Genomic DNA, 21,586 nt, shown 5'->3' with positions numbered 1-21,586 from the left:
GAAATGAAACTTACAATTCAGAGTAAACATGATCAGGCTTGAAAAAGTGAGTTACAGTTATCCTGATGGTACCCCTGCACTTGAGAACTTAAATCTGGTTATAAAAAAAGGGGAATTTATTGGGATAATCGGAAAAAATGGCAGTGGGAAATCCACGCTTGCCCTTCAACTAAGTGGGCTCCTGAAACCACAGGCCGGAAGGGTAATGATAAGGGGAATGGACACCCGTGATCCCTCAAAACTTCCAGAAATCCGAAAGTTCGTAGGTATCGTGTTCCAGAATCCTGAAACTCAATTTGTAGGCCGGACAGTCGAAGAAGATCTGGCTTTTGGCCCAGAAAATCTTTGCTTTTCCCCCATGGAAATCAGAAAGTGTGTTGATATGGCACTTGCCGAAACCGGTCTTGAGAAGTACAGGCATCGTTCTCCGAAAACTTTGAGTGGAGGACAGGGACAGTGTTCAGCTCTGGCAGGAGTTCTTGCAATGAGGCCTGAATGTCTTATCTTTGATGAGGTAACTTCCATGCTTGACCCCGAATCCGGAATTTCTGTCATGGAAATCATAAAAAAGTTGCACAGGAAAGGAAAAACAATTGTATATATCACTCACAATCTCGAAGAACTTCATGACGCAGACAGAATTATTGTCATGGAAAAAGGGAAAGTAATGCTTGAAGGCGAGCCGAAAAGTATTTTTTCCGATATTTCCCTCAAGACCCTTGGGTTTGACCTGCCTTCCCTGATAGAGCTAGCAGAGACCCTTAAAACACATGGAGTAATAATTCCCTGGGAAAAAACCGCTTCCCCCCAGAGCTTTGCAGAGGAAATATGCCAATTATTCTTGAAAACGTAAGCTTTTCCTACTCCAAAAAGACTCCTCTAGAAACCTCCGCTTTGAGAGAAATTAACCTGCGGATAGAAAAAGGAGAGTTTGTAGGAATACTGGGGGAAAAAGGCGCAGGGAAATCTACCCTAACAAAACTTTTTAACGGAATTTTTAAGCCGGAAACCGGAATCGTTCGTGTGGATGGTCTTGATCCTTCTTCAAGAGAAGCAAAACGTAAGATAGGGATGGTTTTCCAACAAGCTGCTGATCAACTCTTTTGTAAGACTGTGTATGAGGAAATAGCTTTTGGGCCCCTGAATTTTGGGTACTCAAAAAAAGAAACCGAGCAAAGGGTATATGAGGCAATTGAAGCTGTTTCTCTTGACCAGACCGAGCTTTCTCGAGACCCTTTCAGCCTGAGTGGAGGAGAAATGCAAAGAGTTGCTCTTGCAAGTGCTCTTGCCCTCAGGCCAGACTATCTGGTACTCGATGAACCCATAACAGGGCTTGACCCGATTGGGAAAAATGACATTCTTAAGACACTTAACAGAATAAAAGAAAAGGGTACCGCAGTCATAACTGTAACCCATAATCTTAAAGGATTCTTCCCCTTGCTGGAAAAAATAGTTCTCCTAAGGGAAGGAAGAATAGCTTTTCAGGGAAGCCGGGAAAGCTACCTCAAAAAAGGGTTCGAGCCTCTTCCGCCTATAGCTTCCATGATGAAAGAACTCGGAGTAAGAGGACTGCCAGTAAACCTTACAGTCTTCACGGTTGAAGACGCTCTTGAAGAGATTATGAAATTAAAATCGATTCTTGGAACAGACAATAATGAGAATAAATAGGTAATTAACTGGAACGTTAACTAACTAAAACGAGAATTAACTAAAGCGGGAATTAACTAAAACGGGAATTAACTAAAACGGGAAGCTCCGAAAAATTCCTGAAAGATAATTTATAAAGAAAGTCGAAGGAAACATGCAGGAACCTGTCTTCAGTTACGTGCCTGGGGCTTCCATTATCCACAGGCTTGACCCCAGGACAAAAGTTACAGCCGTAATGCTGCTCGGAATTCTGACATTCAGGATTGATAATTTTGCAGGAATAGTGGCTCTTTTCGCATTTTTCTTTGTCCTCGCTTTACTCTCAGGATTGCCAGTAAAAGTGTTTCTCAGAGCAGTAAAGCCTATGATGCTGTTTATATTTTTTATCTTTCTTACGCAGATGTTTTTTACTGATGGAAGGCCCTTTGCTTCTTACTGGATTCTGCAGCCAAGTCTGGAAGGGCTGGAAAAAGGGCTCAAACTTGCTGCCCGATTTATATTCCTTTTGCTTTTTGCAGCCCTCCTGACAGCCAGCACTGATCCGTCTGCAATTACCTGCGGTGTAGAAAGGATGGTAAGGCCTTTGCCATTGCGCTGGCTGGGAATCAGCTCTTTTGAGCTTGCCACAATGATGAACATATCTATAGCATTTTTCCCCCTTCTGTTCGAGAGGGTAGAGCGGACAAAAGCGGCTCAGACTGCAAGAGGAATGGATTTCGTAAAAAATCCTCTCCGTTCAATTCCTGCCCTTGCAATTCCTTTGCTAAGAGGCATAATTCGGGATGCAGAAGAATTGGCCCTTGCAATGGAGGGCAGAGGTTATCAGGGAAGCCGAAGGACATCAATACACGAGCTTTCCATGCATAAAAACGACTGGAGAGCCCTTTTTATGCTCGCACTTTTTATTCTCTTTATTCTAATTCTCTGAACGAGTGCTCAAGAGGATTTTTATGAAATAAACACTCGAGCAGCTTTTTTATACCCGAAGAAGCCTAAGTTTTGACAAACTCTCAGTTTTGATAAATCTAAAGGTTTTAACAAACTCTAGAGTTTTAACATAACGCCAGGGTTCTGACAACTTTCTTAGGTGATGCAACTCCTAAATAGATATTAATATATGAACAGCTGTTCATATATTCATGCATGACAACTGTGAACGAGTTGACTCAATACAGCTAGAAAAATTGTTACAAAAAGTTCCGGACCCTGAAAGTATCACGCGGATGGCTGCAGTTTTTCAGGCGCTCCAGTCAGATACTCGTCTTAAGATCCTTTTCTTACTAAAGCAAAAGGATATGTGCGTCTGTGAACTCGAACAGGTACTTAGTGTCACTCAATCCGCAGTATCGCACGGGCTTCGAACCCTCAGGCAGCTTGACCTCGTACGGGTCAGAAGGGAAGGAAAATTTACAATTTATTATATTGCAGACAAGCACGTCCGCACACTAATTGAAATGTGCCTCGAACATGTGGAGGAAAAAGCATGAACTTTGAATTTTTAAACACTTTTCTGTTTTTTCTTTTAGGAGTTCTCCTGGAATCCTGGAATATTTTCGTAGAAACGGCTCCCTATCTGATTTTCGGCCTGGGTATTGCAGGTCTTCTCAATGTCCTGGTGCCTGACCAGAAGATCGTGGATTATCTTGGAGCGTCGGCAGGAAAAGTTCGCTCTGTTGTCAATGCAGCCCTTGCAGGCCTTCCCTTACCGCTCTGCTCTTGTGGAGTGGTTCCTACTGCTATGTCAATCAGAAAAAGGGGAGCTAATAGGGGAGCAACCCTTTCCTTCCTCATCTCAACTCCTGAGACAGGAGTAGACTCTATAGCGGTTAGTTACGCTCTCCTGGATCCTCTGATGGCAGTTTTCCGTCCACTTGCTGCCCTTGTGACCGCTGTCCTTGCAGGGCTAGCAGATAATTTTTTGATCGGGGAAAATTCGGAAAAGATGAATCTCAAAAAACCGGAAAATTACGGGAAAAAAGCAGGAGTTCTTGCAGTCTCAACCTTTATCGGTACCCCTTTACAGGAAAAAACGTGTAGTTCTTCTTCTTCTTCTTCTTCTTCTTCTTCTTGCAGTTGCCATAAGCCAGCAGATTCCGGTAGCGAAAAAACTGAGTCTATAGGCACTATGACTAGGGCCATAGATGTAAAGCCTTCAGGATCAAAGCTTCTGAAAATCAATAATAACTCTGAAAACACCCAGAGGCTTTCCATGGTAAGTCCGGACTTCCGGAAAGAGGTTTCTTCCTGTGGATGTCAGGAATGCGGGTACGAAGAAAAAGAATTGGGAAAAGATGGGAAACATAAAAAATTCGGAAAAGAAGGCATAAATATGGAACCCGGAAAAGAAGGGATAAATCTGGAGCCCGGAGAAGATAGAAAAAATAAGGAGTCTATAAAATCCACGCTGATTAAAGGAGTTAAGTATGCTTATATCGAGCTGCCAGCCGAGATTTCCAAATGGATGCTCATCGGAATCTTTTTTGCAGGAATAATTTCCTATGCAATTCCTGAAAATCTGATTCAGAATTACCTGGGAGGCGGCTTTAATTCAATGCTGGTCATGCTCTTAGTGGGAATTCCACTTTATATCTGCGCAACAGCTTCTACTCCTCTTGCCGCAAGCCTCATATCCAAGGGCATGAGTCCGGGTACAGCTTTTGTTTTTCTACTTGCAGGCCCGGCAACCAATGCAGCAACTATAACGATGGTTGCGCGTTTTCTTGGTAAACGTTCGGCAGCTCTATATCTTGGTGTGATTTCCCTCTGCGCTCTTGGAGCAGGTTTTCTGCTGGACTGGTTTTATCTAAAACTCGGGATCAGTGCAGTAGCAACCGTAGGGGCTGCAAAAGAGCTGCTTCCCGAAGATCTAAAGTTGGGTTTTGCATTTTTCCTTCTCCCCTTGATGTTATATGGAATTTTCCGCAGTAAAAATGAATGCGGCTGCTCGGAATGCCACTGAAATCGAGGAGGAAATGAAAATAGTAAAGAGAATAGAATAGCAAAGAGAATAGAATAGCAAAGAGAATAGAATAGCAAAGAGAATAGAATAGCAAAGAGAATAGAATAGCAAAGAGAATAGAATAGCAAAGAGAATAGAATAGCAAAGAGAATAGAATAGCAAAGAGAATAGAATAGCAAAGAAAATAGAATAGCAAAGAGAATAGAAAAGGTACCAGCATATTATAAATCCTCAAAAATAGAATAATCATTATGCAGGAAAATCCCGAATCTCAAGAAAAAAAGGTAACTAAAAAAAGTTTTTTTGAAGTTCCAGGGATAGCTAAAGCCGAATCTGAAAGAGGAACAAGTACGAAACCTGGGGGGAAGACCGACATGACCAGTGAAAGTGGAGAACCTCTGCAAAGAAAGGAGCCGAAAAAGAACGAATTCAAATCTCAAGGAGAGCTTGAAACTGGCTATAAAGAGGAATCCTGGGAAAAACCTGAAAATATGGAAGAAGAAGCTGTAGGAAGTCCAACATTCAAAGAGAGAAAAGTCCCGGATAAAAGCGAGTTCAAGGCTCCGGGAGAACTTGAGGCCGGCTATACTGAGAGATCCTGGACAAAGCCTATAGATATGGAAGGGAGGGTTATCATAGAACCTGGAGAAAAAAAAGAGGAATTTCCTAGAGAAGCTGGAGAGAAGGTCAAAGAAGAATCCAGGAAAGCCCAGGAAGAAGCTAGAGGAGAAAAGCGTACTGCCTACACTATGAAAAAGCGTCTGACTAAAAGCAAGAAAGAACGTATGCTCTTCGGGGTCTGCGGAGGGTTGGGTGAGTACTTTGGCATTGACCCTACCTTTATGAGGCTTGCTTTCGCAGCCCTTGCTCTGCAAGGGGGAATTGGTATTGCCCTGTATATTATCCTGGCAATACTTATGCCTTCTGGAGAGGGATATAAAATGATTTCTAGCTCAGGGCAGTAACTTCCAGCAGTGAAATTTTAAAAAATTCTATTTTGTAAATTTTTTCTCTTAGCACTTTCCTTTTTCATGTTTTATTTCTTTCTCTTAGCACTTTCCTTTTTCATGTTTTATTTCTTTCTCTTAGCACTTTCCTTTTTCATGTTTTATTTCTTTCTCTTAGCACTTTCCTTTTTCAACTTTTAAGTTCATCTATGAGCTCATATCAAGTTTTTTTGATCAGTGTCATGTGAATACTAAATCCAAAGCGTAAATATGTGACTTTTTTCTGAGTAAATGTTAACTTCTTAGTTTCGAAATTAGTCAGTTTATCAAGCCTCAGAAAACAGCAGCAGTAACATCTAGCTGGCGTTGAAATATTAATATATATTTCCAAAAAATTTCGATAAGTTTTTATATAAGTGGCAGAGAAAATTATTCTTGTTAGTCAGTGAGCCCAGTTTTTTGGTGTCAGACCAGCTTTTTGATGTCAGACCAGCTTTTTGGTGTCAGATGAGGTAAGCAAGTGTGTCAATTAAACAAAAGCAAGAGTAAAGAAGCACGATGCGATAAAGACCGTTTAAAATATTCTTTAGCGGTTAGTCTTACTGCGGCAGTCATCACTGGTTTAATCTTATTTTTTCTTATAGGACATGGAGATTCTTCTTCAGCTCACCTGGCAATCACCGCGTTTATTGTTATGGTAGGTACAGCAATAACTTTTTTCATCCTGTGGACTGGCAGAGTTAACCTTCTCCGCATGGTAACCTTTATTGGAATGGATGGTTTAATTTTTACCATAGCGCTTAGTCTGGAACATGAGGTGAACAGGGGCAGCATTCTGCTGACAAGTCAAGCCTTGAACAATAATAGCGCTCCGATCTGTCCGATTACGATTCCGTTCGTAGCGGTGCCATACTTTATCGAGGGAAAAATGATTTTTCCATCTCCGGTCACATCGCTGTTTGCTGTTCTCTTCATGTGGCTCGGTCTTGTACTTATCCTGGGAAGAGGGTGGTGCGGCTGGATATGTTTTTTCGGATGGATGGATCAGTTTTTCGCATCTCTATTAAAGAAGCCTATCATACCTCTTGAAAACTCACCAAAATGGGCAAAATTATTTCCTTACGCATTTATGTTGTTCCTGATCCTGGTCAGTGCTGTCCTTCTGATACCTATCTTCTGCGCTTATATGTGCCCGCTGCGTATCATCTATGATCCGCCTGGCGTGACAACGACTTTCCAATGGATTACAGCACTGATATTCGTGACTGGCGGACTGATTTTTCTGGTGATAGGCCCGCTGCTCACAAAGAAAAGACTGTTCTGTAGCTTTATATGTCCACTTATGCCTGCTAATTCTATAATTGGGGTCATCAATCCGTTTAAGGTAAAAATCGACACAAATCTTTGCAAGAAATGTGGTTTATGTATAAAAAATTGTGAACTGTTCGCGATCAATGAAGAATCGCTTGCAATGGGAAAAACGACAATAGAGTGTGCCAAGTGCGGAAAGTGCATGGACAAATGTCCTGCAGGTGCGATCGATTACAAGTTGATGTTTACTGATCAGAGAATTAGGTTATATTTTATTCCGCTGGCAATTATTTTTAACTTGCTTATTGTGTCAGGCTTTGTATGGATGATTGTACAATATCTGACGACCGGTGAGATAGGGAGTATCCCATAATTGCATTTATTTTTGTTAACTGATAATAATGGAAGTTTCTGAAATGGCTATTGACAAAAAAAATATCAGGATATGGGTAATGTATCTGTACACGATTCTTATCGTGATTGCCGGTTTTGCGTTGTTAGCGAAGTTCTGAATGGTGGCTGATGATCATAGAGGCTGTTTCCCAGGGCATACTTTTAGGGCTGTCCACGGGTATTTTCTGTCTGGTCACCTGCGCTCCTGTATATGTGCCTTTTGTCTTATCGGAAGATCGAAAGTTGAGGCGAAATATACTATCCGTTGTAGAGATTGCAATGGGTAGGCTAATTGCCTACCTGTTTTTCGGTCTGATCCTGGGAATTTTCGGCAAGCAGATAGACGGTTCATGGCTTAACAGAGCTATCGGGATTGCTATGATTCTACTTTCCGTCTTGATGCTAGCCTTCGTAGCAGTAAAAAAATGGCCTCACTTCGGGTTATGCAAGCTAAGTAAAAAATACATGAATTATCCTGCCTTTTTTGGCTTCCTGACAGGAATTAATGTGTGTCCTCCATTCCTTCTGGCAATGTCCGCAGCTTTGTCGTACGCCAGTATTGCAGGCAGCGTATTACTATTTGGAGGATTTTTTGTTGGAACCTCATTTTATCTCATATTACTGGTGCCGCTGGGTCTCGCAGCTAAAGTGGAAAATATAAGGCAGATCGGGCTGATCACTTCAGTAATGTCAGGGTTAATGTTTCTCACATTGGGACTGGGGTACCTGTTATTATGAAAACAGATTTCATCCAGTGACTTTTTAGGCTTCATATTTTACAGAGTTTTTTATACATTACTCTATCTATGTCTCCTCCGATTTCGATTCTCCGATTTCGATTCTCCGATTTCGATTCTCCGATTTCGATTCTCCGATTTCGATTCTCCGATTTCGATTCTCCGATTTCGATTCTCCGATTTCGATTCTCCAATTTTAGCCCTACAATTTTAATCCTGCAATTTTGATTCTCTAATTTTAACCCTATAGTTTTAATCCTGCAATTTCGATCCATAATTTTAATATGAAACGTTTCAAATCAAAAGCTGCGCGTACTCTGGTAAAACTGCAGTTTACGTTAAGACTCTTTACTACAGAAAAGGCCTAAAAACAGAGAGGGCAGATAGAAAGTATAAAGCTCTACAGAAAAAGGGTAAGCATGTTGGAAAGAAAGAGAGTGAAAATAGTTTGCGCAGGTTAATTTGAAGTAAATAGAGAATTGAAAAACAATTTTCTAAGGCTGGGTGGAAAAAGGTAAAGAATTAAGCGGGCTCGAAGGGATTTGAACCCCCGACGTCTGGGTTAGAAGCCCAGCGCTATATCCTGGCTAAGCCACGAGCCCTGTTCGCTTTTCCTACTGCGGAATACGAAATGAGCGTTTTAACATAAAAGCTTTTTGCATGGATACATTAATTGGGACTGCAAATATCTTAAAATATTTATATAGAAGCGGAATTGTAATATATATTTAGTATATACTGACTTATTCGGCATTTTGCTTAGGAATTTGCCAGTATGGAAACTTCCCTGAGGCTTTGATTTATTTAAACCCCTCGCAGAGCTTACATACTGTCAATGAGTGAAAAAAGTAAATGGTTTATAGGGTTTGCATATTACAACCATATTTAACTGACATTATCAAGAAAATAGGTAAACTCTATAAAATAGTAAGATTGCAGAGGATTGTTCGCAAATGAGTGAGTTACTGATCTACTTGGATGGGAAGTTTGTTCCCAAATCCGAAGCCAAAGTTTCGGTCTATGACCATGGTTTCCTCTACGGCGACGGTGTTTTTGAAGGCATAAGGGCATACAACGGCCGTGTCTTTAAGTTAAAAGAGCATGTTGACAGGCTTTATGACTCGGCAAAAGCGATTGCAATGGATATCCCCCTTACAAAAGAAGAGATGAGCGAAGCAATACTTGAAACCCTCAGGAAAAATAACCTCAAAGATGCTTATATACGCCCTATTGTTTCAAGGGGAGTTGGAGATCTCGGACTTGACCCCCGCAATTGTGGGAAGCCCTGCGTGGTTGTCATAGCCCAGGGTTGGGGTGCCATGTACGGCGACCTGTATGAAGTCGGGCTCAAAGCTGTCAGTGTCTGTGTCCGGAGAAATGCCCCTGATGCCCTATCCCCGAATATCAAGTCTCTGAACTACCTGAACAATATCCTGGCAAAGATTGAAGCCAATGATAAAGGAGGAGATGAAGCCATTTTCCTGGATCAGAATGGCTTTGTCTGTGAGGGTTCCGGAGATAATATCTTCATAGTCAAGAACAATAAGGTTCTTACTCCCTTTACAATCAGCAATTTAAAAGGGGTTACCAGAGCCACAGCTATTGAACTTCTGGATGAGATGGGATGCAAAGTTACCGAGTCAAATCTTGGCCTGTTTGACCTTTACACAGCTGATGAAGTTTTTGTCACAGGCACTGCAGCTGAAGCTGCTCCTATAACCAGACTTGACGGAAGGATTATAGGCACAGGCAAACCCGGGCCCATGACGATGAAGATGGTTGAAGCTTTTGAGAAAATAACTCAGAGTACGGGAACACCAATTTATAAGTAAAGGGCAGCCCTGAAAAATTAAAGAAACAAAAAGGGCAGTAAAATCAAGCGGGATTTTTCCCGCCATGGTTCTTTTTGGACAATTTTCTGAAGCAGCTTTTGCCTGAACCTTTTTTAAATTCCTACCTACTGTTTTTGAGTTTCTTTTGAATTTTTTAAGCTTTTGTTTCAAATCCATATTCTAAGTTTATTCTAAGTTTTCTGATTCTCTACTTAAGTTTCTATTTGGAATAGCTTTGAGTTTCTATTTAGATTGCTACCTGAAATAATTTTGAGTTTCTATTTAAACTGCTAATTGGACTAATATTTGAGTTTCTTTTTAGACTTCAATTGAGCAGCTTTTAACTAACTTGCCTTCAAGGTTTTTCGAGGGGGAAAAGGTAAGTATAAAACATGTCTGGAAATGCTATTAAACTAGAAAATTTATCTGAAGGCCTATAAATTAGGGTTGAATTTCTATGAAACGCAAAGAATTTCGGAAACTTATCTCTGTAGAGAAAGCACGTGAAATAATAAACAACCTGCAAGTTTTTCCCAGACCGGAAAGCCTGGCCCTTGAAAACGCTTACGGTGAAATCCTTGCCGGGGATATTGTTACCGAAATTAATGTTCCTCCTTTTCCAAGAGCTGTAATGGACGGTTATGCGGTCAGGGCAGAGGATACATATGCATGCAGTGAAACCAGGCCTGTAGAACTCAAACTCCTGGGAAACCTCCCAGCAGGCTCGGATGCAAAACTCAAGGTTTCGGCAGGGGGAACCGTGGAAGTATCTACCGGATCTCCGATTCCTGAAGGCGCAAACGCTGTGGTCATGGTTGAATATAGCTCTGAAGGAGACGGAACAGTATCGATTTACAGTCCTGTAACTGTGGGAGAAAATATCATGAAAGCCGGTTCTGACATACGGAAGGGAGAACGCGTGCTCAGGGCAGGACGAAAGCTCGGAACCAGAGAAATAGGAGTGCTTGCTTCTATCGGAAAAAAGGATGTGCCTGTTCTAAAATTACAGGTTGGGATAATCTCAACAGGAGACGAGCTTGTGCAACCCGGAGAAAAACTTACTTCCGGGAAGATATATGACGCAAATTCTTACACTTTATATGCCGGCATACGTGAGTGTGGAGCCTTCCCTCTGCTTTATGGGATTGTGAAAGATAATGAGACCGCAATGAAAAAAACACTTGAAACTGCGGTTTCGGAGTGTGCCCTTATCCTGACTTCTGGCAGCACATCATCGGGAGCAGGAGACATTATGTACAGGCTCATTGACGAGATCGGAGAAACTCTTGCACATGGAATAAGTATAAAACCTGGAAAACCTGTGGTTATTGGAATAATACAAGGGGTTCCCATAATAGGATTGCCCGGAAACCCTACATCTGCATTGATGATTTTTAACGAGTTCGTAGCTCCCATGCTCAGAAAAGCCCTTGGAGAAGATAAAGCACTTAAAAAAACGGAGAGTGGAATTATGGGCACACGTTTCCGTTCAGAAGGAAGACAGCAACTTCTCCCAGTAGGCCTGATCCGGGGAAGGGTTTATCCTGCAGACAGAGGCTCAGGTGCCATAACCTCGCTTTCCGGAGCAGATGGCTTTATTAAAATTCCATCAAGTACAGAGTTTATTGAAGCGGGAACTCCTGTAGAAGTGACTCTTTTTGGGGAGGTTGAAAAACCTGACCTTCTGATAGCAGGTGGCTTCTGTCCTGGCCTTGATCTGCTTGAAGACCTTAGTGGACTTTATTTCAGGACCCTTTTCACAAGTTCAAGCGGAGGCTTCAGCGCAATTGCCTCAAACACAGCCGATATTGCAGGTGTGAATATGCCGTCAAGTGACCCAAGAGGACAGGACGGAATCCTGTCTAACGTCCCTACAATCGAGAATATGGGACTTTCAGGGACTGTTCTTGTCAAAGGTTACAGGCGTGAAGTCGGACTTATTGTCAGGCAGGATAGCCTGGTCTCTGGGATCTTGGGCCTTCCTGGAAAGCACCTTATTAACAGGAATCGGGGTTCAGGTGCAAGAGCTTTATTAGACCTGAAAATTGCAGAATTTATAGCTGGAAAAGGAATTAGTAAAAAAGAGTTTACAGATTCGATTCCTGGCTATGCATCCGGAGCGAAATCGGAAGTAGCTGTATGTGAGGCAGTTACCTCAGGAAAGGCCGAAGTAGGGGTGGGAATAAGGAGCTGTACCGAAAAGAATGGTCTCCACTTTATAAAAATTGCAGAAGAAGAATACGATTTCCTTATAAGGAAGGAAATTCTGGAAACTTCCGAAGTCCGCAAGTTTCTAGAAACTCTTACCTCCACAGAATTCGCTTCAAAGCTCCCCTCCGGGCTGCACGTTTATGAGAGGACAGGAGAAATAATCTTCTTCTAATGAAATAATCATAATGGATGGGAGAGATTGTCCTTTGAGATAGCCCCTTTGAATTAGAGGTGAAGTTCCTTTGAGACAGTTACTTGAACAAGAAAAGTGATCCCTTTGAGATAATTTTCCTTCGAACAGAGAGGTAATCCCTTTTAGATAGTTTTCCTTCGAACAAGAGAGATAATTTCTTAGAGATAATGTTCCCTCAAACGAGAGAGATAATTTCTTAGAGATAGTGTTCCCTCAAACAAGAGAGATAATTTCTTAGAGATAATGTTCCCTCAAACGAGAGAGATAATTTCTTAGAGATAGTGTTCCCTCAAACAAGAGAGATAATTTCTTAGAGATAGTGTTCCCTCAAACAAGAGAGGTAACCCCGTTGAGACAGTCCCTTTAAGTAAAAGAGACAGCTACTCCATTAAACTTGAGTGACTGTCTATTTGAATCAGTTCATGGTGAATAAACTTTTACCAGGATCAGTTTTCAATAAGCTTTAAATATTATTATATTTATTATGAAATATAAACGTTCTGAGTAACTCTATTATTCGTAATCGAGGTTCTCAAATTAGAATTTTGATTTAAAAACTTATCTTCTTTTTCACTATTCGTGGACGCATCTATTTTCTTATATTGGATTGCTAATAAGATAGCGTAGAACTGTTTGGAGATAAGAATACACATAGGAGATCTTCATAAAAACGATTGTCAAATTAGATCTGAATTTTTTAGAGCTAATTTGATAGCCTCGTAATTAGTAAACAAAAACATTCCATAGGTATATATATTTCATTTAACTATTCAGAATAAAATATCCAGACACGGATCTCTTTTGGATCAAAAAGGGTTTGTAGATATCGCTTGGAGCGATTTCTTTTTCCAATCAATATGAAAATCATTTCTTTAGTCTCTAAATCGGCAGGTTCCAGATGAGCAGCATACAGGAGCAAATACAGGAAGTCGAAGACGAACTTCGAAAGACCGTATACAATAAGGCAACTTCCCATCATATAGGCCGCCTCAAAGCCAAGCTAGCCCGCATGCGGGATGAAGTTGAGAAAAAAGCCTCGGCAAAAGGAGGAGGGGAAGGGTACTCGGTCAGAAAATCAGGAGATGGAACCGTCACCCTTGTAGGTTTTCCATCAGTAGGGAAATCTACGCTTCTGAACAAAATCACGGGTGCCAATTCTGCAGTGGCAGCATATGAGTTTACTACCCTTACAGTTGTGCCAGGCGTATTGGAACACAAAGGTGCAACAATCCAGTTCCTTGATGTCCCTGGGCTCGTAAAAGGCGCATCTTCAGGGCGTGGACGTGGAAAAGAAGTCATATCTGTTATCAGAAACTCGGATATGGTTATATTTTTGCTTGATGTCTTCCAGCCCAAGCATTACGAAGTACTTATGGACGAACTTTACCAGGCCGGCATTCGCGTTGATGAAGAACCCCCTGAGGTGGTATTCAAGAAAAAAGATAGGGGTGGGGTAGTGATCAATTCAACCGTTGACCTTGACCTGGATGAGGAAACTATCAAGGCTGTGCTGGATGAGTATAAGATCCACAACGCAAGTGTGCTTATAAGAGAAAACATAACGGTTGACCAGCTTATTGACGTCGTCCTGAGTAACCGCAGCTATGTCAGGTCTCTGATAGCTGTTAATAAGGTTGACCTTGCCTATCCCCAACTGATCGAAGAATGCAGAGAGCTATACCCTAACTCGATTTTTATTTCAGCCCATGAAGGCATTAACATCGAGGTTCTTAAAGAGGCTATTTACGACACGCTGGGTTTCATTCGAGTTTACTTAAAACCACAGGGTCAGCCTGCAGATATGGAAGAGCCCCTGATAGTTATGAGTGGGACCGACATAGGCCAGATTTGTGACCGTCTGCACAGGGACTTCCGCAGGAAGTTCCGCTATGCTCAAATCTGGGGCACCTCTGCAAAACATCCGGGACAGAGAGTAGGCCTCGACCATGGAATGCAGGATGAAGATATTCTTACAATTATCATTCAGAAATAAACATTCAGAAGTAAAACAAGTAAACATAAACATCTAGAAGTAAAACAAGTAAATATAAACATTCAGAAGTAAAACAAGTAAACATAAACATCCAGAAGTAAAACAAGTAAATATAAACATTCAGAAGTAAAACAACCTGCTTTCGGCAGGTCGACATAAAAATCCATTCAATTTTTCTATTGATATCGTTTTTTTTAGAACTTTTGATATTTAATTTAAATCAAAAATTACTAAATGTTAACCATAACATAATTAATATATATTTATAATATATGAGATAAAAGACAAATCATGCTAGATAGATAATCCGCAAGATGCTGTTTTTTAACTTAACCTACAAAAAATAACAATTAAGAATATTTAGATGTTGGAATGTGCTTGCTGCCGAATGTAGGAAACAAGTAAACATAAACATCCAAAAGTAAAACAAGTAAATATAAACATCCTGAAGTAAAACAAGAAGGAAAAATAAAGAAAAAACGGAAACGCGAAAAAGAAAATTTCTAATTCTTTCGCATTTACCTTCTTTTATAAGTTAATATAAGTTGTCATACGCTCTCAAAAGCCTGTATTGTTTCGGAGGAATTTGAAAAAACACTTTTCTTCCGAGCATTTTCGGAATCCATAGAGTCTCTTGCTTCAATTTCTTCTTCAAACTCGGCAGCGCATTCAGCCGGGCTTTTTCTGGAAGTGGTTTCAGGCATTTTCCTCAGCTCGAGATTTTCAGAAGCTCCAAGGCCATACCTTTCTTTTGCAGCTTCTATAATGGCCGCAAGCATTCCGGAATAGGAAATATTAGCATAAGCTGCCATCTTTGCCAAATGACCGTCCCAGCACCATCCAGGATTGGGGTTCACTTCAAGAAGTTTGGGTTTGCCTTCGGCATCAAGTCTCCAGTCAAAACGGGCATAATCACGGCAACCCAGCCTTGTAAAGAGAGCAAGACAGCACTTTACGATTTCCTTTCTGGTTTTTTCAGGGAGATCAGCAGGCACGGATTTTATGTTCCAGTAAGGAGAATCCGGAAGCCACTTCGCCTCATACCCGCAAATCTTTGGAAATTCTTCAGGTACTTCTGAGTAATCTTCTTCCGTAATAGGCAGTACATTGCATGAAGGCGGATTTCCAATAATGCCAACACTGATGTCTTTTCCTGGAAGAAACTCTTCCAGCAGGAAAGGCCTACAAGAACCCATCTTTTCTCGGGATGCCGCAAGAATTTCAAGAAGCTCCTCACGGTTATGGGCAATGCTTTTCTGTGTAATCCCAAAACTTGAGTCCCCTGAGTTGGGCTTTACAAGCAAGGGGAAAGAGAGAGACAGCTTTGAAAGCTCTGCATCTTCGGTTACAAGCATTCCCTTTGCTACAGGAATGCGCATCTCTCTGGCAACTCCCCTTATAATGGATTTGTCATAACAAAAAGCAAGACATTGAGGACCTGCTCCTGTATACGGGACATTTAACTGTTCAAGCAAAGCCGGGACATGAAGTTCTTTTGTGGGATCGTTATAAAATCCTTCATCACAGAGATTAAGTACAAGATCAATTTTCGCTGCTTTCTTCTTCAGATCCTCCAGTAAAGTTTCATGCCTGTCAAGAAAAGTAAATTTCATAAAAGAAATCTCTGCAAGTGCTTTTTTCATTCTCTCAAGGGTATCAAAATCATCGTCATCAAAGATACAGGCAGGCTTAACCTGATCTTCTTTTCGCGGATCTCCAAGCAAAACTGCAATATTCATTGGTTTTTTATTCCCGACTGCCTGGAGAGATGTAGGCCACGGTTTTTCAACAGAGGCCGAGACCAGAATTCTCTGTTCCATCATGCCTGCATCCTGGGTCCCAGCGGACACCGGACTGAAAGTAGTGTGAAAGGCGGGACTACTAAATCCTGACACTGTAAGCAGCTCAAAAAGGCTTTCTTTATTGTATAACCTTTCAGCGTAAAACTGGTCTGCAATCACGCCTTTGTCAATACGGCTTATCACTTCCCTGCAAATTAACCGATCTCCATCGGCCGAAAGAGCTCTTTCCCTGCAGACAAAATATTTCCTGTCCAGCCATTCCCATGATCTGGGCTGAAAACTCTTTTTCATGTAGTCTCCATCTACGGCATCGATGAAAACTCTGCCATCAGGCTTCAGAACCCTAAAAATTTCTTCAAGGACCTTTTGGTCTTGGAGCGTTGAGTCAAAGTAGCCAAAACTGTTACCCAGTATAGTAACCACGTCAAAAGTATCAGATGGGTAGGGAAGCTTTCTTGCATCTCCCTCTCTGAACCTTACTTGCAGGTTCTCTTTCTGTGCTCTTGTTCTGGCTTTCCTTATAAGGTACTGAGATCTGTCATATCCCTCTACGTTTGAAAAGCCTCTTCTTGCCAGTTCAAGTACGTGTCTCCCCTGTCCGCAACATAGATCAAGAATTTTTTCTTCAGGAGCCACTCCCAAAATGGAAACAATGAGATCGACCTCTTTTCTAGTAACCTCCATATCATCCAGAAGATCGGCATCGGTCTTAAGGTAAAGTGAGTTAAAAAGAGTCTGCCACCAGTCGGACCGGACATGAGTTTCAAGGTCTTCAACAGGCCCAAAGGTTTTCTTCTGTACAGTGCACCTGGCGCGCTTACGCCTGGTATTTGGATCTGTATTATTCTGGGTCATGATCTTATATCTTCCAGAAAAAAGTGTATGCACTTTGAGTATATCAAGTTTATTGGAGAGTTGAAAAGTATTTCTATTCACTAAAAAAGAGACAAAATTATTGAAACCAAAACTCCTTTAAATAGAGTTTTAGGTAGCAATAAACCTTGCAAATCAATTATAAGATAATATAGAACATATAAGTATTAGAGAAAGATAAAGTAAATAATAGCATCTAAAATTGTAATTAAGATTCCAATTCTGGAAAATTCAACAAATGAGATAGTTTTTCCTTCCTTTTCTGCATTTTGAATAATTATAACGTTACTTGCAGCTCCCAAGATCAAAAGATTTCCTGCAATTGTACTTCCCGCAGCAAGTGCCATCAACTGCCCCTGAGAAACCGTACTACCCATGGCAGGCAGATAGAGCGCTACAAAGGGAACATTAGATATGAGTTGGCTTAGTCCTATGCTGAGTGCGAGGATCATTGACACTGAACCTAACTGAGGAGATAACCTGGCAAGCAATTCCTGGCATGTTCCGGAAATCCACACGCTTTGCATTAACACAAACATTGAAACAAAAAAAACCAGGGTTGACCAGTCAATATTTTTCAGGATCTCAACGCGTTTTTTACTGAGCAGGACAGGCGATGCGGAGATAAGAGCAATCCAGCTCAGACTGAAATCCCAGGCAGGGAAAAACTCCACCAGGAAAATTTTACAGATTATGAGAATTAACAAAAGAGAAAGAGCCTTTTTTGCAGTACTGGCAAGTTCAGGATCGGTAATGATTTCTTCTGATTGAGTAAAAGTTGATTTTCCGAATTCCTCTCTGAAAAAGAGTTTTAGCACTATATAAGCAATTAAAAGGCAGATAAGGGTTGGTAGAGCGAGTGAATGCAAAAATACTACAAAAGGGGAATCCAGATTTCCATTGATTGCTATGAGAAGATTCTGTGGGTTTCCTATAGGGCTCATAACGCTTCCTGTAGTTACCCCGAATGCCAGGGAAAAGAGCATGAGTTTGGGAGATACATTGTACTTTCTGGAAAAACCCAGAACAAGTGGAGTCCCCATGATAGCCAGAGTATCATTCATGAGAACAGCTGAAAGAATTCCTGTAGAAAACAGCACAAGCAAAACAAGTTGATCCGTATCCTTTGCCCTGGAAACTATCCTATCCCCGATCCAGGCAAGATACCCACTCCTATTAAGTGCTTCTCCTACGCAAAAAGCCCCGAAAAGAAAGACAAGCACATCCGTATTAATCGCTGCAAGAGCTTCTTGCGGTGAAATCTCACCGAGCAACAGTACCAGTATCGCTCCAAAGGTCATGATTTGCCAGATCTGCAGCCTTAAAGACCCGACCTGCCTGAGAGCTGTAAGTACAAAGACGCCCAGAAGAGTAAGTACTGAAAGGTCAGGTAAAGGTACAGGAGAAGACAGTATAAACTCTATTGGCATAGGACCCACGAACTTAACAATATATATTTAGACTGTGATCTCAGCTTAAGTATAAAACTCCTGCGCTCAAAAGGAGACCTTCCTCAAAGAAGACCTTAATAAACAAGAAGATACAAAACATTTAAACGTAGGCTGACAGATTTTTAAAACATGACAATATGGTTTCCTTTTTCCGCAACTATCCGTCAGGAAGACAGTTTCTATATCTCAATCTGCCCTGAAGCTGATATAATTTGCAAGGGAACCACTATTGAAGAAGCTATTGAAAACCTGAAAGAAGAAGTGGAAAAATTCCTGGGGGAAAAGCTTTCTCAGGGATTTTCCAAAATTATATTTTACTGAGTTTAAATTTATAATCTTCTTCTGAAAACATAGATTCTTCTGATTGAAATCTTCTTTTGATTGAAATCTTCTTTTGATTGAAATCTTCTTTTGATTGAAATCTTCTTTTGATTGAAATCTTCTTTTGATTGATATATTCTTCTGATTGTCTATCTGATTGCCGTTAACTATCAGGAACAAGCAGTATTTTTCTGGAAACAATTCAACGGTTTTTCTCAGTCATAACTGAAAGAGAAAGTTCACAAGTGTTAGAAATGGCTGTTAATGGTCAGATACTGTTGCCGTTCTAGAGGCTCATAGTCTGCCGTCATCGTGAAAAATACCGTGAAAAGGTTAACGATAATACAGTAAAAAGGCTAACGATATTAGTATAATAGAATTAGTATAACAAAATTAGTATAACAAAATTGGTATAACAAAATAGTATAACAAAATTGGTATAACAAAATTGGTATAATAAACTTAGCATATAAACTTAGTATAATAGAATTAGTATAATAGAATTAGTATAATAGAATTAGTAGAAAAAATAAGAGAAACGTACATTAAAAGAAGGGTAAGGAAAAGCCCGGAAACTTATGTTCCCTTTACCGTAGCCCCCGATACGGTTGATCCGAAAATACGCTCCCCCAAGCATATTACTCGGAACAGGTTCAAAAGTTTCCAGGCAATTCTTTACTAACTATTCATACCCGTACTCACTCTTTCTGTTATCTCTATGTACAACATAAAATAATCCCTTTAATTATTTTAAATTAATTATATCAAAAATTAGTCTGAAACGAAAAATGCTTTCGCATAAAAAGTTTTAAAATCGGAGCCTGATTTAACGTTAAATAAGTTTTTAGTGTTTAAAACTTGAAACAAGAGTACGTTAGTAAAAATTTTGACTGTAATATCGAAAAATCAAATAGCAGATCACCAGACAAATTATAAAATTATATAAAAGAGTCCGGAAGGTAACACATTTACAAAATACCAGGCAATAAACGAAAGTAAAAAGAATTAAGGTCAATAGAAAGTTAAAACTAAATCAAATCATTTAACAAACTTATGTTAAGAAGCGTAAAACCCTGAGTCTTTAGCTCAGGGATATTCATTTATTACTTTATCGACACCTTAAAAGCTTGTTAATGAAGGAAGTGTCGCATGCCTGTAAAGGCCATGGCAACTCCTAGCCGATTTGCAGCATCAATGACTTCGCCGTCCCGAATTGATCCACCTGGAGAGACTATATAGTGTATGTTATTTTCTGCAGCATAAATTATACTATCATTGAAGGGGAAAAAGGCATCCGAGGCCATTACACACTCTGACATAACTTTCTTGCAGTAAGCTTCAAAGGAAGTTGGAGGATTTTCCCGTTCGTAAATTACCCTGAGATTTTCAACAGCTTTTGTGGCTGCAAGTTTGCGAATAGAGTCAACCCTATTCGGTTGTCCTGCACCCATAGCAAGTACCATAAAGAAACCTGGCTCGTACTCGTGAGCAAGGATCACTGCGTTGGATTTAGTTGACTTGCAGGCTTTAAGGCAAAATTCCGAAAGAGAGCGCTTCTCTTCAGGATAGGGAATATCTGTAACTGACTCCCATTTCTCGTAGAGGCCAATATCACGGCTCTGCTTGAGCATGCCTCCTATCACATACTTGTATGTGTATTCTGTCCCAAAAGCTTCTCTGAGTTCAGGCAGCTTAAGGAGTCGAAGGTTTTCACTTTTATTTTTCAGGTACTCAAGGGCATCGAGTTTGAAGTCAGGAGCAAGAATAATTTCCACAAATTTTCCGTTCAGAAAAGTTGCAGCTTCAAGGTCAAAGGTTTCGTTGGTGCAGATTATGCTTCCGTAAGCTGAAATTGGGTCTCCGTCCCAGGCAGCCTGAAGAGCCTGTAGGAGTGTGCTTCCGGTTGCAAGCCCGCATGGATTGTTGTGTTTTACGATCGCTACGGCAGGCTGAGCATTTCCAAGTTCTTTTATTGTCTGAAGGGCATTGTCTGCGTCCACATAGTTGTTATAGGAGAGTTCTTTTCCGTGCAGCTGGATAGCTTTTGCCAGGGTAGGACCTTCAATTTTGGGATCTTTATAAAAGTAGGCTTTCTGGTGCCAATTCTCCCCATAACGAAGTTTTACACCGTCGGTAAAGTTCAGGCGTAGCACGTTTTCCTCAAGCAGGGTTCTGCTCAGATAGGTGTCGATTGCTGCATCATAATCCGCAGTATGCCTGAAAGCCTTAACTGCAAGAGCAGCTCTGGTTGTCTCCGAAACTACACCTGTTGAGCGAAGTTCTTTGAGAACATGCCCGTAGTCCGAAGGGTCTGAGAGCACTGTAACCGAACGGTAGTTTTTAGCTGCCGAACGAAGAAGAGTTGGCCCTCCGATGTCTATGTTCTCAATGGCTTCTTCAAGTTCGACGCCTTCCTTTGAGACTGTTACCTCAAACGGATAGAGATTTACAGCCACCATGTCAATAAGCGAAATGTCTTCTCTTTCAGCCTCAGCCATCTGTTCCTTGCTCTCTCGCAGGCATAAGAGCCCGCCATGAATTCTTGGATGGAGAGTTTTGACCCTTCCTCCCATCATCTCTGGACAGCCTGTGACTTCCGAGACATCAGTAACTTCTATGCCGGCGTCGCGAAGAATTTTCGCTGTCCCGCCTGTTGAAATAATCTTCACGCCAAATGATTCAAGCCCGCGTGCGAATTCTGCAATTCCTGTCTTGTCTGAGACGCTGAGCAGTGCCCTCTTTACCAAAAAATCACCAATATCCTTGGTTTAAAAATTCTTAGCTATAAAACTTATGGTCTACACATTATTATATTAAAAAAGGGCGTTTTTTCCGGATAAACCGGACTTATATTTTACAAACTCAGTATTTCCGTTAAGGTACTGCCAGAACCCTTCTGGAAATCTAGTTCTTTAA

General features: G+C 40.9%; 15 protein-coding genes and 1 tRNA gene. 12 read left to right on the top strand and 4 right to left on the bottom strand.

The features are described from left to right. The first annotated feature begins 28 nt into the window (after positions 1 to 28). The 8 genes from ASJ81_RS11430 to ASJ81_RS11395 all read left to right on the top strand — a co-directional run bounded on the left by ASJ81_RS11430 (position 29) and on the right by ASJ81_RS11395 (position 7,995). The gene (locus ASJ81_RS11430; protein ID WP_095644557.1) at positions 29 to 853 is read left to right on the top strand and encodes an energy-coupling factor transporter ATPase; all 825 of its coding nucleotides are present in this window, start codon (positions 29 to 31) and stop codon (positions 851 to 853) included. Beyond that, positions 829 to 1,668, top strand: coding sequence for an ATP-binding cassette domain-containing protein (locus ASJ81_RS11425; RefSeq protein WP_095644556.1), 840 nt, complete (start codon positions 829 to 831; stop codon positions 1,666 to 1,668). Before ASJ81_RS11430 ends, ASJ81_RS11425 begins: the two co-directional genes overlap by 25 nt. A gap of 133 nt (positions 1,669 to 1,801) precedes the next feature. Next, complete coding sequence (locus tag ASJ81_RS11420) at positions 1,802 to 2,575, top strand: energy-coupling factor transporter transmembrane component T family protein (RefSeq protein ID WP_095644555.1); 774 nt, start codon at positions 1,802 to 1,804, stop codon at positions 2,573 to 2,575. A gap of 211 nt (positions 2,576 to 2,786) precedes the next feature. Then, positions 2,787 to 3,134, top strand: coding sequence for an ArsR/SmtB family transcription factor (locus ASJ81_RS11415; RefSeq protein ID WP_095644554.1), 348 nt, complete (start codon positions 2,787 to 2,789; stop codon positions 3,132 to 3,134). Continuing rightward, positions 3,131 to 4,606, top strand: a complete 1,476-nt coding sequence (locus ASJ81_RS11410; RefSeq protein ID WP_095644553.1) for an SO_0444 family Cu/Zn efflux transporter — start codon at positions 3,131 to 3,133, stop codon at positions 4,604 to 4,606. Before ASJ81_RS11415 ends, ASJ81_RS11410 begins: the two co-directional genes overlap by 4 nt. 251 nt (positions 4,607 to 4,857) lie before the next feature. Beyond that, the gene (locus tag ASJ81_RS11405; RefSeq protein WP_245860082.1) at positions 4,858 to 5,571 is read left to right on the top strand and encodes a PspC domain-containing protein; all 714 of its coding nucleotides are present in this window, start codon (positions 4,858 to 4,860) and stop codon (positions 5,569 to 5,571) included. Between the two features lie 502 nt (positions 5,572 to 6,073). Beyond that, positions 6,074 to 7,237 (top strand): 4Fe-4S binding protein, encoded by a 1,164-nt coding sequence (locus ASJ81_RS11400; protein ID WP_095644552.1) that lies wholly within the window; start codon positions 6,074 to 6,076, stop codon positions 7,235 to 7,237. A 149-nt stretch (positions 7,238 to 7,386) separates the two neighbouring features. Further along, positions 7,387 to 7,995 (top strand): sulfite exporter TauE/SafE family protein, encoded by a 609-nt coding sequence (locus ASJ81_RS11395; protein ID WP_095644551.1) that lies wholly within the window; start codon positions 7,387 to 7,389, stop codon positions 7,993 to 7,995. 526 nt (positions 7,996 to 8,521) lie between these two features. Here the strand turns inward: ASJ81_RS11395 and ASJ81_RS11390 are convergent. Continuing rightward, positions 8,522 to 8,596 (bottom strand) — tRNA-Arg (locus ASJ81_RS11390). A 351-nt stretch (positions 8,597 to 8,947) separates the two neighbouring features. On the opposite strand from ASJ81_RS11390, the gene ilvE reads away from it, so the two are divergent. From ilvE to ASJ81_RS11375, 3 genes are all read left to right on the top strand, one after another. Beyond that, positions 8,948 to 9,826: a branched-chain-amino-acid transaminase gene (ilvE, locus tag ASJ81_RS11385; RefSeq protein WP_095644550.1), complete on the top strand. Its 879-nt coding sequence runs from the start codon at positions 8,948 to 8,950 to the stop codon at positions 9,824 to 9,826. Positions 9,827 to 10,283: 457 nt separating this feature from the next. Next, a complete protein-coding gene (locus ASJ81_RS11380) occupies positions 10,284 to 12,209 on the top strand; it encodes a molybdopterin biosynthesis protein (RefSeq protein WP_095644549.1) in 1,926 nt (641 codons plus the stop codon). 919 nt (positions 12,210 to 13,128) lie between these two features. Then, positions 13,129 to 14,223, top strand: a complete 1,095-nt coding sequence (locus ASJ81_RS11375; RefSeq protein WP_095644548.1) for an OBG GTPase family GTP-binding protein — start codon at positions 13,129 to 13,131, stop codon at positions 14,221 to 14,223. Positions 14,224 to 14,771: 548 nt separating this feature from the next. On the opposite strand, the gene ASJ81_RS11370 is transcribed toward ASJ81_RS11375, so the two are convergent. Beyond that, complete coding sequence (locus ASJ81_RS11370) at positions 14,772 to 16,880, bottom strand: methyltransferase domain-containing protein (RefSeq protein ID WP_095644547.1); 2,109 nt, start codon at positions 16,878 to 16,880, stop codon at positions 14,772 to 14,774. Between the two features lie 185 nt (positions 16,881 to 17,065). After that, a complete protein-coding gene (locus tag ASJ81_RS11365; RefSeq protein ID WP_095644546.1) occupies positions 17,066 to 18,328 on the bottom strand; it encodes an anion transporter in 1,263 nt (420 codons plus the stop codon). Positions 18,329 to 18,478: 150 nt separating this feature from the next. Between ASJ81_RS11365 and ASJ81_RS11360 the strand changes: the two genes are divergently transcribed. Continuing rightward, on the top strand, positions 18,479 to 18,670 hold the full coding sequence (locus ASJ81_RS11360; protein ID WP_095644545.1) for a hypothetical protein: 192 nt from the start codon (positions 18,479 to 18,481) through the stop codon (positions 18,668 to 18,670). A 1,130-nt stretch (positions 18,671 to 19,800) separates the two neighbouring features. Here ASJ81_RS11360 and purH read toward each other — a convergent pair. Then, positions 19,801 to 21,417, bottom strand: coding sequence for a bifunctional phosphoribosylaminoimidazolecarboxamide formyltransferase/IMP cyclohydrolase (gene purH, locus ASJ81_RS11355; RefSeq protein WP_095644544.1), 1,617 nt, complete (start codon positions 21,415 to 21,417; stop codon positions 19,801 to 19,803). Positions 21,418 to 21,586 lie beyond the last annotated feature (169 nt).

Source organism: Methanosarcina spelaei, from assembly GCF_002287235.1.
GTDB lineage: Archaea > Halobacteriota > Methanosarcinia > Methanosarcinales > Methanosarcinaceae > Methanosarcina > Methanosarcina spelaei.
This window is presented reverse-complemented; position numbering and strand designations above follow the sequence as displayed.

Excerpts from the sequence above, each read along its gene's own strand:
- ASJ81_RS11430 (WP_095644557.1), top strand. The coding sequence starts at position 29 with ATGATCAGGCTTGAAAAAGTGAGTTACAGTTATCCTGATGGTACCCCT.
- ASJ81_RS11425 (WP_095644556.1), top strand. The coding sequence starts at position 829 with ATGCCAATTATTCTTGAAAACGTAAGCTTTTCCTACTCCAAAAAGACT.
- ASJ81_RS11420 (WP_095644555.1), top strand. The coding sequence starts at position 1,802 with ATGCAGGAACCTGTCTTCAGTTACGTGCCTGGGGCTTCCATTATCCAC.
- ASJ81_RS11415 (WP_095644554.1), top strand. The coding sequence starts at position 2,787 with ATGCATGACAACTGTGAACGAGTTGACTCAATACAGCTAGAAAAATTG.
- ASJ81_RS11410 (WP_095644553.1), top strand. The coding sequence starts at position 3,131 with ATGAACTTTGAATTTTTAAACACTTTTCTGTTTTTTCTTTTAGGAGTT.
- ASJ81_RS11405 (WP_245860082.1), top strand. The coding sequence starts at position 4,858 with ATGCAGGAAAATCCCGAATCTCAAGAAAAAAAGGTAACTAAAAAAAGT.
- ASJ81_RS11395 (WP_095644551.1), top strand. The coding sequence starts at position 7,387 with ATGATCATAGAGGCTGTTTCCCAGGGCATACTTTTAGGGCTGTCCACG.
- ilvE (WP_095644550.1), top strand. The coding sequence starts at position 8,948 with ATGAGTGAGTTACTGATCTACTTGGATGGGAAGTTTGTTCCCAAATCC.
- ASJ81_RS11380 (WP_095644549.1), top strand. The coding sequence starts at position 10,284 with ATGAAACGCAAAGAATTTCGGAAACTTATCTCTGTAGAGAAAGCACGT.
- ASJ81_RS11375 (WP_095644548.1), top strand. The coding sequence starts at position 13,129 with ATGAGCAGCATACAGGAGCAAATACAGGAAGTCGAAGACGAACTTCGA.
- ASJ81_RS11370 (WP_095644547.1), bottom strand. The coding sequence starts at position 16,880 with ATGACCCAGAATAATACAGATCCAAATACCAGGCGTAAGCGCGCCAGG.
- ASJ81_RS11365 (WP_095644546.1), bottom strand. The coding sequence starts at position 18,328 with ATGCCAATAGAGTTTATACTGTCTTCTCCTGTACCTTTACCTGACCTT.
- ASJ81_RS11360 (WP_095644545.1), top strand. The coding sequence starts at position 18,479 with ATGACAATATGGTTTCCTTTTTCCGCAACTATCCGTCAGGAAGACAGT.